Genomic DNA, 9,673 nt, shown 5'->3' on the forward strand with positions numbered 1-9,673 from the left:
CTCGCAGCCTTGCCTCGGCTCGATCGTCGAGGCGCTCAAGGGCACCGAGCGCGACCCCGGCCTCGACCCGCAGTGGATCCGCCACATCTCGTTCTACTGGGAAGCGGTTCGCAACCAATACGCCGCCTTTGAAAGCGACCTCAAGGGACCGGCCTCGGAAGTCTATCTGCACGAGATGCCGGGCGGCCAGTTCACCAATCTCAAGGAACAGGCGCGCTCGCTTGGGCTCGAAACGCGCTGGCACGAGGTGGCGCAGGCCTATCACGACGTCAACCTGATGTTCGGCGACATCGTCAAGGTGACGCCGTCGTCGAAAGTGGTCGGCGACATGGCGCTGATGATGGTGAGCCAGGACCTCACAGTCGCCGATGTCGAGAACCCGGCGAAGGACATCGCCTTCCCGGATTCGGTCGTCTCGATGCTGCGCGGCGATCTCGGCCAGTCGCCCGGCGGTTGGCCGCAAGCGCTGCAGAAGAAGGCGCTGAAGGGCGAAAAGCCGATCACCGTCCGGCCCGGCTCGCTGCTCAAGCCGGCGAACCTCAAGGCCAGCCGCAAGGAGATCGAGGAGAAGCTCGAGCGCAAGCTCACCGAGTTCGAATTCGCCTCCTGGCTGATGTATCCGAAAGTCTTCACCGACTTCGCCGCCGCTCAGGAGACCTATGGCCCGGTCAGCGTGCTGCCGACGCCGACCTATTTCTACGGCATGAAGTCGGAAGACGAGATCTTCGTCGACATCGAGAAGGGCAAGACCCTGGTGATACGCTGCCAGGCGTTCGGTGACGTCGACGAAAAAGGCATGGTCACCGTCTTCTTCGAGCTCAACGGCCAGCCGCGTCGCGTGAAGGTGCCGGACCGCGCGCATGGCGCTTCGGCCGCCAAGGCGCGGCGCAAGGCCGAGCCGGGCAACGAGGCGCATGTCGGGGCGCCGATGCCGGGCGTGGTGTCGGCTCTTGCCGTGGCGCCAGGCCAGGCGGTCAAGGCGGGCGACGTGCTGCTCTCGATCGAGGCGATGAAGATGGAGACCGCGTTGCACGCCGAGCGCGACGGCGTGGTGGCAGAGGTGCTGGTCAAGGCCGGCGACCAGATCGATGCGAAGGATTTGCTCATCGCCTTTGGCTGAATGTGCTGATCTTCAGGTGAGGCCGGCCTGCAAACGCCGGCTTCCTGGGGTTCCGGCCTTCGCCGCCGAAGCACTCACCAGCCACGTCGCAGTTAAGGCTACGGCCAGCTTAGGCCCATGCCCACGTACTCCAAGCACGCTCGGCTCCGGTTCTCGGAACAACCGTTCTCGCCCGCTTCGCGCCCGTCTTCGACTCCGGCTCGGCCTGACCAGAATCTCAGCACAGCCTGGGGTGCTCCAACCCTTCATGCCGCATCGATAATGTCTTGACCCGCCGCGCCTGCTCGGGCATCGAACCCGCTCCAATTTTGCCGGGCGGGAATCGCCGTGGCGCAAAAAAACGCGGAGAGAAAAAATGGCCGACGAGATCACCGAGACCAGCCAGACTGTAGCCGCCGGCCAGCTGCGCGCCATCATCGAGCGCATCGAGCGGCTCGAGGAAGAAAAGAAGACGATTTCCGACGACATCAAGGACGTCTATGGCGAGGCCAAGGGCACCGGCTTCGATACCAAGGCGATCCGCACCATCGTCCGGCTGCGCAAGAAGGATCAGGCCGAGCGCCAGGAGGAGGAGTCGATCCTCGATCTGTATAAGGCCGCGCTCGGCATGGTCTAAGGCGCGCGGCTAGATCAGCTCAGCGTTTTGATGGAATCGCTGAACTGCTCCAACCATTTGCTTTTGCGCAATTCCGACGGAAACCGTTACACTTTCCTGGAATTGCCCTCTAGGGACGGCCATGAGTGAGTTCGACTTCGGCGGCCATCGCGCTTCGGAGTTCCGGCATCGCGGGTTCTGGGCGCTGTTCGCCGAACGGCACCCGGAAGAAAGGGCGCGGCTGGCGCGACGCGGGCCATGGTTCTGGCAGCGCGGAATGCCGGAGTTCGCCCTGGTGCTGTCCATGTATGTCGCGCCCAGCGAGAACGTGGTCGGCGTCTTCTTCGGCCGCAACGAGAAGCTCGGCGCGACGGAGGTCTGGACGCGGCTGATGCCGTTCCAACCGGCGATCGAGGCGCGGCTGAAGCAGAGCGCGCAGAATCTCGGCATCAATTCGCAGTGGCGGGTCAACTGCTTTGCCGAGGACAATTGGCCGGCCATGGCCGACTGGCTGGCGACGGAATGCTCGCGCTTCGAGCAAGCCGTCACCCAAGTGCTGAGGCAGGAGTAGAGCACAGATGGTTGCCGGCTTCTTCCGCTCGCGCTGGCAAGGCATTGTGCCGCTCGACCGGCTGTTCTGGCGCGACATGCTGCTCGCCGGCACGGCGATCAACATCGCTTCGTCCGCGCTGGCGCTTGTCCTGCTTGGGCTGAAGCTGCCGCTCTGGCTGGTGCTCACGGTGCATTTCCTTCCCGCCCCCTACAACATCTTTCTCGCCCTTGCCGTCTGGCGGACGGCGGAAACGGCCGGCGGCTTCAAGGCGCAGTTGATGATGCTGGGCTCGGCGCTCTGGCTGATCGCGACGGTCGTCGTCTGAATCGAAAAGGGCGGCCGAAGCCGCCCTTACAAAGCTACCACGAACTGGCTGTCAGGCCGCCGGCTCGAAGCGCAGCGACACGCCGTTGATGCAATAGCGCAGGCCGGTCGGCGGCGGACCGTCCTCGAAGACATGGCCGAGATGGCTGCCGCAACGCGAGCAGTGGCACTCGGTGCGGACCATGCCGTAGCTGCGGTCGACGGTGGTCTCGATCGAGCCCGGGACCGGATCGTTGAAGCTCGGCCAGCCGGTTCCGCTCTCGAACTTCAGCTTGGATTCGAACAGCGGCTGGTCGCAGCCGACGCAGAAGAAAGTGCCGGCGCGCTTCTCGTAGAGCAGGGCGCAGCTGCCGGGACGCTCGGTGCCGTGGTTGCGCATGACGGCATACTGCTCCGGCGTCAGCCGGGCGCGCCACTCAGCATCGGTGCGGGTGACGGGATAGGCGTGGGTGTCCATGAAATCTCCTCGGCCTTGGCGGCTCGTTGTTGGTTGGCATGTCATGTTCGCACGAAGATAGGTGTTTGTTACACCACTGACCAGCGCTGGGACTGACAACGCAATCGCCGCTGGTTTCCGCGAATTACTGTCACGCTCAATGCTTCCTCGATAGCTGCTTCGTTGCCGCTTCGAGCCCGGCAAGCGTCAGCGGGAACATGCGGCCGCCGAAGATGTCGCTGATCATCGCGATGGAATGGGTGTAGCGCCAGTTCTTCTCAGCCTCAGGGTTCAACCAGACCGCGTTCGGCCACTGCTGCAGCAGCCGACCCAGCCAGACGCCGCCGGCCTCCGGGTTCCAGTGCTCGACCGAGCCGCCGGGATGCGCAATTTCGTAAGGGCTCATCGAGGCGTCGCCGACCACGATCACCTTATAGTCCGGCCCATATTTGTGGATGAGGTCGAAGGTGGGGATCGTCTCGGCCAGGCGGCGGCGATTGTCCTTCCAGACGCGCTCGTAAAGACAGTTGTGGAAGTAGTAATACTCGAGCTGGCGGAATTCGGCGCGCGCGGCGGAGAACAGCTCCTCGACGGTTTTGACGTGACCATCCATCGAGCCGCCGACGTCGAAGAACATCAGGAGCTTCACCGCGTTGCGCCGCTCCGGCCGGGTTCTCACGTCCAGATAGCCGTGCTCGGCGGTGGCGCGGATGGTGCCGGGCAGGTCGAACTCTTCCTCGGCGCCCTCGCGCACCCAGCGCCGCAGCCGCTTCAGCGCCACCTTGATGTTGCGGGTGCCGAGCTCGATCGCGTCGTCGAAGTTCTTGAACTCGCGCTTGTCCCAGACTTTCACTGCGCGACGGTGGCGGCTTTCGTGCTGGCCGATGCGCACGCCTTCCGGATTGTAGCCATAGGCGCCGAAGGGCGAGGTGCCGCCGGTGCCGATCCATTTCGAACCGCCCTGGTGCCGGCCCTTCTGCTCCTCCAGGCGCTGCTTCAGCGTCTCCATCAGCTTGTCGAAGCCACCCAGCGCCTCGACCAGCTTCTTCTCCTCGTCGCTCAGGTGCTTTTCGGCGAGCCGGCGCAGCCATTCCTCGGGAATGTTGGCGACGTCGACAGCGTCCGGGCCGGCGAGCGCTTCGACGCCCTTGAAGACATGCGCGAACACCTGATCGAAACGGTCGATATGGCGCTCGTCCTTCACCAGGGCCGAGCGCGCGAGGTAGTAAAAACCCTCGACGTCGTAGTCGACCAGCCCAGCTTCCAGGCCTTCCAGCAGCGTCAGATACTCCCGGAGCGAAACGGGAACCCGCGCGGCTTTCAGTTCAAGGAAGAAGGGGATGAACATCGCCAGACGGCTATCTCTGCCCCTCGATCTTTTCACGCGCGGCACTCGCAATGAAGGCAGAGCGCGTCAGGCCCCGGCGGCTGGCTTCAGTATCGATCGCCGCAAGTAGACCCGCGTCCAACGACAGGTTTGCCCGGACTGACCGACCGGAGTCGATCAGCAGCGGGATCATGACGGCAGACTCGCCTGCGGCGCTATCGATCTCACCTGATCGTAACAAGTCCGCCACCGTTCGTGCTTCGGGTAACGAGACGTGCTTTGCCAACCGAGTTTCAGCCCATTCGCGTATCGCCGATGTTGCATCGGCAATCGCCTCCTCGGGGCTGGCGCCGCCGCCATGGCAGCCCGGGAGGTCGGGGACCCGGATTCCCCAGACATTATCTGCGCCGTCCAGAACTCCAATATAATGCGTCATGCGATCAGGCCTCAAATCCATCCGGCGAGCTTGGCGATCGAGCGTGCAACGCCCGGAGATTGCTCGCGGTGCCGCGGCACGATGATGGTCACATCCGGTTTCCCGGGTGCTCGTATTTGTCGTGCTTGCCGCCTCCGACGCTCGACCAGCCCATCGCGCAAAAGCCGCGCTATGATCTTGCGCGTGTTAGTCTCAATCAGCGGCACGGCGGCTTTCCAATGCGCAATATATTGCGCAGCTGGACCGGTTTCAACCGTTTCACAACAGATCGTACTCGATGAAGCCCGTGCGCCGCGCCACATGGTCGTACAGCCGGCGCGCGGTGGCGTTGGTCTCGTGCGTCATCCAGTAGACGTTCTTCACGCCGATCTTGCCCGCCTCGTCCTGCACCGCTTTGATCAACGCCGCGCCGATGCCCTTGCCGCGCACTTCGGGGTCGGCGAACAGATCCTGCAGATAGCAGGTGTTGACCTCAGACCAACAGGAGCGGTGGTAGAGATAGTGGGTCAGGCCGACGGCCTTGCCCTCAAGCGTGGCGATAAAGCCTTTCGGCTCGAACTCGCCCGCCGTGAACAGGCGTTTCCAGGTGACGTCGTAGACCTCGTCCGGCAGCTTGGTCTCGTAGAAGGTGAGATAGGCGGTCCACAGCCGGCGCCAGTCGGAGCGGTCGGACTGGGCAAGCGGGCGAACGGTGATCTCGGACATGTTTTCCTCCAATGTTTTGGTCGGAAGCTGCGGCAACCGCCGCCTGTCGGCAACGGTCCACAGACAGACAAAGCGCTATTGCTGCCAAGCCTATTGCTGGCGCCTGGCCATGAAGGCCAAGCGTTCGAAGAGGTGCACGTCCTGCTCGTTCTTGAGCAGCGCGCCATGCAGCTTCGGCAATATATTCTTCGGATCGGCGCGCAGATCCTCCGGCGCGATGTCGTCGGCGACCAGCAGTCGGATCCAGTCGAGCGCTTCGGAGGTAGATGGTTTCTTCTTCAGCCCGGGCACGTCACGGATCTCGTAGAACTGGGTAAGCGCGGCCCGCACGAGATTCTGCTTGATGCCGGGATAATGCACGTCGACGATCCGGTGCAGCGTCTCGATATCGGGGAAGCGGATGTAGTGGAAAAAGCAGCGGCGCAGAAAGGCGTCCGGCAACTCCTTCTCGTTGTTGGAGGTGATGATTACGATCGGCCGAAATTCGGCGCGGATGGTCTCGCCGGTCTCGTAGACGAAAAACTCCATCCGGTCGAGTTCCTGCAGAAGATCGTTGGGGAATTCGATGTCGGCCTTGTCGATCTCGTCGATCAGGAGAACGACCTTTTTCGGTGCCGCGAAGGCGTCCCACAGCTTGCCGCGTTTGATGTAGTTCTTGATGTCGCTGAACCGGTCGTCACCGAGCTGGCTGTCGCGCAGCCGCGAGACGGCGTCATACTCGTAGAGGCCCTGCTGCGCCTTGGTGGTCGATTTGACATTCCATTCGATGAAATCGAGGCCGAGCGCCGCCGCCACTTGACGGGCGAGTTCGGTCTTGCCGGTGCCCGGCTCGCCCTTGACGAGCAACGGTCGCTCCAGAGCGATCGCGGCGTTGACCGCCGCCATCAAATCCTTGTCGGCGACGTAAGCCGCGGTGCCTTCGAAACGCATTTCTTCTCCTGATCGTTGGGCCGCGACCCTAAGGACGCTGGCCAGGCTGTGCAAGGCATGACAACGCCGCAAGGCCCATGACGCAGATTTGCGGCCGCTTGGAGCGGTGTCCTTCTGGCGCTCGGTCAACCATGGGCCTATATTGGTTTTGGCGGTCTGCGCTTCCCGGCAGGAGAAACTTATCCCCGGGGCCTTATCGATCCTTAGGGAGCTGTCCCTGGGAAGACCCGTGGGTTTTCTCACACGGCGCCCACCTACTTTGTAGGCACCCGGGATCGACCTCTCCACCGGTTGTGTGGATCGCCACTCTCCCGTTTTTGAATTTGATGCGGTAGAAAGCGTCGCTCCTGCAACTTCGTCCGGATACGACCTTTTCTAACGTCTGCGCATGACCTCATCAAAAGACCTGAAAAAACAGCTTCGCAAGGAAGCTCTGGCGCGGCGGGATGCGCTGGACGAATTCTGGCGGGTCGAGATCGCGCTCGAAATGGCTGAGACGGCGCGTGACCAGATCGCCGTCGAACCGGGCCAGATCGTCTCCGGCTTCTGGCCGATGCGCTCCGAGGTCGATGTGCGGCCGCTGATGTTCGCGCTGCGCGAGAAAGGCGCCAGGCTTTGCCTGCCGGCGATCCTCGACAAGACAACCATCGTCTTCCGCGAGCTGGTGCGCGGCGCGCCAATGGTCGAGATGGGTTTCGGCACGGTCGGACCGCACGAGCAGGCCGAAGAGCTCGACCCCTCGCTCATGTTTGTTCCGCTCGCAGCATTCGACGCGCGCGGCCACCGCATCGGCTACGGCGCCGGCTATTACGACCGGGCGATCGCCAGGCTGGCCGACAAAGGGCTGGCGCCGCGGCTGATCGGCATTGCGTTCGACTGCCAGGAGGTGTCGCAAGTGCCGGATGAGAACCATGACGTGATCATCCCGGAAATACTCACCGAGAGCGGGTTACGCCGGTTTACCGCCTCTTAGAATATTCCGACCCGCTTCGCGCGATTCCAATACCTATCCAACAGTATTCCTGCTATCCAATCCAAGTTGAGGTTAGCAAGGGGATTTGTCTTCATGCGATTCATCCTGATGCCGTTTGCTCTGATCGCGGCAGCACTGTTTGCGATGGGATTGCATATCACCGGAACCACCCTGTACCACCAAGCCGCCTGGGGGCAGACGGTCGCTACCGTGACGGATGTCAGTCCTTTCACTGAAATGCACAAAAATGGCCTCGCCATAGAGCGCATCAATGTCGCCCTCGCCTATGTGGTTGACGACGTGCCGATGACCTGGTCCGGAAAGGGAAACCTTGTCGGTCTCCACGAGGCGTCGATCGGCGACAAGGTGAAATTCTACTACGACCCTGGCGATCCATCGACCCTCGATACCGCCGGAATGAAGGGCTGGCGCGGCATGCTGTTGATCCTTGCAGGTACCGGCGGCTTCTCCGTCTTCTACGTTTGGTTTTTCTGGCTGCGCGGACGGAGCGCGCGTTAGGACGTCGCCTTCGGCTGCTAGGACGGGGCGGTGGTGCCGTATAAGACCATCATGTGATCATCTCGGAAATACTCACCGGGAGCGGGTTGCGCCGGTTCACGCCGCAATTGTAGAAAAGCGGTTGAGAAACGCATGATCTTTTGCGGAAAGTCATGCAGCTTTTGCTTGGCGGACTTTCGACGCGGGATCGTATGAGACTTCTCTTCCTCGGCGACATGGTCGGAAAAACTGGGCGCACGGCGGTGTGGGAACAGCTGCCGGGCTTGATATCCGACTTCAAGCTCGACTTCGTCATCGTCAATGGCGAGAACGCCGCGGGCGGCTTCGGCATCACCGAGGAGATATTTCGCGAGACGCTCGCGGCGGGCGCGGATGTCGTCACCACCGGCAACCATGTCTGGGACCAGCGCGACGCGCTGGTCTTCGCGCCGCGCGAGGAGCGCTTCCTGCGCCCCTCCAATTTTCCCAAGGGCACGCCGGGGCGTGGTTCCGGCGTCTATATCGCCAGGAACGGCGCGCGGGTGCTGGTCGCCAACATCATGGGGCGCGTCTTCATGCATCCCGAGCTCGACGATCCGTTCCAGGCCGGCGAGCGCGAGCTTGCCGCCTGTCCGCTTGGCGAGCAGGCCGACGCGGCAGTGATTGATTTCCATGCCGAGGCGACTTCTGAAAAGATGTGCTTCGCGCATTTCGTCGACGGCCGAGCCAGCCTTGTGGTCGGCACCCACACGCACCAGCCGACCGCCGATCATCAGATACTCAACGGCGGCACCGCCTATATTTCGGACGCCGGCATGTGCGGCGACTATGATTCCTCGCTCGGCATGGACAAGGAAGAGCCGCTCAACCGCTTCCTGTCGAAAGTGCCGAAAGGTCGTTTCGAGGCCGCGAATGGACCGGCGACGCTCTGCGGCGTCGGCGTGGAAATCTCCGACCGCACCGGGCTTGCAGAGAAGATCGCGCCGTTTCGCCGCGGGCCGAGACTCGAGGAAACCGCGCCGTCCTTCTGGTGATGATATTGATATGAGCACCGGTCGTACCTAACTGGCGACGAAACCCGCGAAAACTGCTCTAGATCGTAGAGGGGACGACCTCCATGCAGCTTGTCGAGTTCCTGGCGCCGCACTTTGCTTTTGTCTCCGATCCCACAGCCTGGATCGCGCTGCTGACGCTGGTGGTGCTGGAGGTGGTGCTCGGCATCGACAACCTGATCTTCATTTCGATCCTGACCAACAAGCTGCCGGAAGCGCAGCGCGCCCGCGCCCGCAAACTCGGCATCTCGGCGGCACTGGGCATGCGGCTGGTGCTGCTCGCCACGATTTCGATCATCGTGCAATTGACGACACCGGTGTTCACGGCGTTCGGGCATGGCTTTTCCTGGCGCGACCTGATCCTGATCGCCGGCGGCCTGTTCCTTGTCTGGAAGGCGACCAAGGAAATCCACCACACGGTCGATCCGCAGGATCATCAGGACTCGATGATGGGCGGCACACTGCAGATGAGCCTGGCTGGCGCGATCTTCCAGATCCTGCTGCTTGACCTCGTCTTCTCGATCGATTCCATCATCACCGCCGTCGGCATGACCGACGAAATCGCCATCATGTACATCGCTGTCATCGTGGCGGTGAGCGTGATGATGCTGGCGGCGACGCCGCTCGCCAACTTTATCGCCAAGAACCCCACAATCGTGATGCTGGCGCTCGGCTTCCTGCTGATGATCGGCATGACGCTGATTGCCGACGGCATGGGCTATCA

At 62.4% G+C, this 9,673-nt stretch carries 14 protein-coding genes and 1 other RNA gene; 9 read left to right on the plus strand and 6 right to left on the minus strand.

Features of this window, described 5'->3' with window-relative positions; genetic code table 11:
* The 4 genes from EOA60_RS07415 to EOA60_RS07430 all read left to right on the plus strand — a co-directional run.
* On the plus strand, positions 1 to 1,120 hold a 1,120-nt coding region (locus EOA60_RS07415), incomplete at its 5' end, for a biotin/lipoyl-containing protein (RefSeq protein ID WP_128311196.1).
* Positions 1,121 to 1,475: 355 nt separating this feature from the next.
* A complete protein-coding gene (locus tag EOA60_RS07420) occupies positions 1,476 to 1,736 on the plus strand; it encodes a DUF2312 domain-containing protein (RefSeq protein ID WP_067001689.1) in 261 nt (86 codons plus the stop codon).
* A 121-nt stretch (positions 1,737 to 1,857) separates the two neighbouring features.
* A complete protein-coding gene (locus tag EOA60_RS07425) occupies positions 1,858 to 2,286 on the plus strand; it encodes a hypothetical protein (RefSeq protein ID WP_127335441.1) in 429 nt (142 codons plus the stop codon).
* 7 nt (positions 2,287 to 2,293) lie between these two features.
* The gene (locus EOA60_RS07430; RefSeq protein WP_095824100.1) at positions 2,294 to 2,593 is read left to right on the plus strand and encodes a hypothetical protein; all 300 of its coding nucleotides are present in this window, start codon (positions 2,294 to 2,296) and stop codon (positions 2,591 to 2,593) included.
* Positions 2,594 to 2,644: 51 nt separating this feature from the next.
* Here EOA60_RS07430 and msrB read toward each other — a convergent pair whose 3' ends face one another.
* The 6 genes from msrB to EOA60_RS07460 all read right to left on the minus strand — a co-directional run bounded on the left by msrB (position 2,645) and on the right by EOA60_RS07460 (position 6,426).
* Entirely contained in the window at positions 2,645 to 3,049 is a 405-nt protein-coding gene (msrB, locus tag EOA60_RS07435) for a peptide-methionine (R)-S-oxide reductase MsrB (protein WP_067001694.1), read from the minus strand.
* Between the two features lie 136 nt (positions 3,050 to 3,185).
* Positions 3,186 to 4,376, minus strand: a complete 1,191-nt coding sequence (locus EOA60_RS07440) for a VWA domain-containing protein (RefSeq protein WP_095824099.1) — start codon at positions 4,374 to 4,376, stop codon at positions 3,186 to 3,188.
* A 10-nt stretch (positions 4,377 to 4,386) separates the two neighbouring features.
* A complete protein-coding gene (locus EOA60_RS07445) occupies positions 4,387 to 4,791 on the minus strand; it encodes a type II toxin-antitoxin system HicB family antitoxin (RefSeq protein WP_067002185.1) in 405 nt (134 codons plus the stop codon).
* 11 nt (positions 4,792 to 4,802) lie between these two features.
* Positions 4,803 to 4,997, minus strand: coding sequence for a type II toxin-antitoxin system HicA family toxin (locus tag EOA60_RS07450; protein ID WP_245502531.1), 195 nt, complete (start codon positions 4,995 to 4,997; stop codon positions 4,803 to 4,805).
* Between the two features lie 52 nt (positions 4,998 to 5,049).
* Entirely contained in the window at positions 5,050 to 5,496 is a 447-nt protein-coding gene (locus EOA60_RS07455; protein WP_067319706.1) for a GNAT family N-acetyltransferase, read from the minus strand.
* A gap of 90 nt (positions 5,497 to 5,586) precedes the next feature.
* The gene (locus tag EOA60_RS07460; protein WP_127335440.1) at positions 5,587 to 6,426 is read right to left on the minus strand and encodes a MoxR family ATPase; all 840 of its coding nucleotides are present in this window, start codon (positions 6,424 to 6,426) and stop codon (positions 5,587 to 5,589) included.
* 150 nt (positions 6,427 to 6,576) lie between these two features.
* Between EOA60_RS07460 and ssrS the strand changes: the two genes are divergently transcribed.
* The 5 genes from ssrS to EOA60_RS07485 form a co-directional block, all read left to right on the plus strand.
* A non-coding RNA gene (ssrS, locus tag EOA60_RS07465) (6S RNA) lies at positions 6,577 to 6,732 on the plus strand.
* A gap of 82 nt (positions 6,733 to 6,814) precedes the next feature.
* The gene (locus EOA60_RS07470) at positions 6,815 to 7,399 is read left to right on the plus strand and encodes a 5-formyltetrahydrofolate cyclo-ligase (RefSeq protein ID WP_067319497.1); all 585 of its coding nucleotides are present in this window, start codon (positions 6,815 to 6,817) and stop codon (positions 7,397 to 7,399) included.
* A 93-nt stretch (positions 7,400 to 7,492) separates the two neighbouring features.
* Positions 7,493 to 7,918 carry a DUF3592 domain-containing protein gene (locus EOA60_RS07475; protein ID WP_095824097.1) on the plus strand — a complete coding sequence of 142 codons (426 nt, stop codon included), beginning with the start codon at positions 7,493 to 7,495 and terminating at the stop codon, positions 7,916 to 7,918.
* A gap of 191 nt (positions 7,919 to 8,109) precedes the next feature.
* Positions 8,110 to 8,931 (plus strand): YmdB family metallophosphoesterase, encoded by an 822-nt coding sequence (locus tag EOA60_RS07480; RefSeq protein WP_095824096.1) that lies wholly within the window; start codon positions 8,110 to 8,112, stop codon positions 8,929 to 8,931.
* Between the two features lie 83 nt (positions 8,932 to 9,014).
* The coding region (locus EOA60_RS07485) for a TerC family protein (protein ID WP_164899219.1) at positions 9,015 to 9,673 on the plus strand (659 nt) is incomplete at its 3' end.

Origin of the sequence: Mesorhizobium sp. M1A.F.Ca.IN.020.06.1.1 (assembly GCF_004023265.1) — a bacterium.
Classification (GTDB): domain Bacteria; phylum Pseudomonadota; class Alphaproteobacteria; order Rhizobiales; family Rhizobiaceae; genus Mesorhizobium.

Excerpts from the sequence above, each read along its gene's own strand:
- EOA60_RS07420 (WP_067001689.1), top strand. The coding sequence starts at position 1,476 with ATGGCCGACGAGATCACCGAGACCAGCCAGACTGTAGCCGCCGGCCAG.
- EOA60_RS07425 (WP_127335441.1), top strand. The coding sequence starts at position 1,858 with ATGAGTGAGTTCGACTTCGGCGGCCATCGCGCTTCGGAGTTCCGGCAT.
- EOA60_RS07430 (WP_095824100.1), top strand. The coding sequence starts at position 2,294 with ATGGTTGCCGGCTTCTTCCGCTCGCGCTGGCAAGGCATTGTGCCGCTC.
- msrB (WP_067001694.1), bottom strand. The coding sequence starts at position 3,049 with ATGGACACCCACGCCTATCCCGTCACCCGCACCGATGCTGAGTGGCGC.
- EOA60_RS07440 (WP_095824099.1), bottom strand. The coding sequence starts at position 4,376 with ATGTTCATCCCCTTCTTCCTTGAACTGAAAGCCGCGCGGGTTCCCGTT.
- EOA60_RS07445 (WP_067002185.1), bottom strand. The coding sequence starts at position 4,791 with ATGACGCATTATATTGGAGTTCTGGACGGCGCAGATAATGTCTGGGGA.
- EOA60_RS07455 (WP_067319706.1), bottom strand. The coding sequence starts at position 5,496 with ATGTCCGAGATCACCGTTCGCCCGCTTGCCCAGTCCGACCGCTCCGAC.
- EOA60_RS07460 (WP_127335440.1), bottom strand. The coding sequence starts at position 6,426 with ATGCGTTTCGAAGGCACCGCGGCTTACGTCGCCGACAAGGATTTGATG.
- EOA60_RS07470 (WP_067319497.1), top strand. The coding sequence starts at position 6,815 with ATGACCTCATCAAAAGACCTGAAAAAACAGCTTCGCAAGGAAGCTCTG.
- EOA60_RS07475 (WP_095824097.1), top strand. The coding sequence starts at position 7,493 with ATGCGATTCATCCTGATGCCGTTTGCTCTGATCGCGGCAGCACTGTTT.
- EOA60_RS07480 (WP_095824096.1), top strand. The coding sequence starts at position 8,110 with ATGAGACTTCTCTTCCTCGGCGACATGGTCGGAAAAACTGGGCGCACG.